The following is a 534-nucleotide window of genomic DNA, read 5'->3' on the forward strand; positions in this document are numbered from 1 at the left end:
TGATGACGGCCAAACTGGTCGACGACATCACCGACACCCACTCCAACAAGACCCGTGAGTCGATCGGCCAGGGCGTCGCCAACGTCATCACCGGACTCTTCGGCGGTATGGGCGGCTGCGCGATGATCGGCCAGACGATGATCAACGTGAAGACGTCCGGGGCCCGCACCCGCCTGTCGACCTTCCTCTCCGGTGTCTTCCTGCTGCTGCTCGTGGTGGTGTTCGGCCCGGTCGTCTCCGACATCCCGATGGCGGCCCTGGTCGCCGTCATGCTCCTGGTGGCCTTCGCGACCTTCGACTGGCACTCCGTCCAGCCCAAGACCCTCAAGCGCATGCCGGTCGGGGAGACCATCGTCATGGTCGTCACCGTCGCCGCCGTGGTCGTCACCCACAACCTCGCCATCGGCGTCGTGCTCGGCTGCATCGTGGCCATGGTGATCTTCGCCAAGCGTGTCGCCCACCTCGCCGAGGTCTCCGGCGTCGTCGACCCCGACGGCAACCAGGTCGTCTACGCGGTCACCGGCGAGCTGTTCT

The 534-nt window shown here is 66.3% G+C and carries 1 protein-coding gene; it reads left to right on the plus strand.

From position 1 onward, the window contains the following. Positions 1-534 (plus strand): SulP family inorganic anion transporter (locus RB628_RS41270; protein ID WP_318325754.1); only part of this gene is annotated, 534 nt, incomplete at both ends.

It is taken from the genome of Streptomyces sp. ADMS, from assembly GCF_033441795.1.
In the GTDB taxonomy this organism is placed as follows: domain Bacteria; phylum Actinomycetota; class Actinomycetes; order Streptomycetales; family Streptomycetaceae; genus Streptomyces.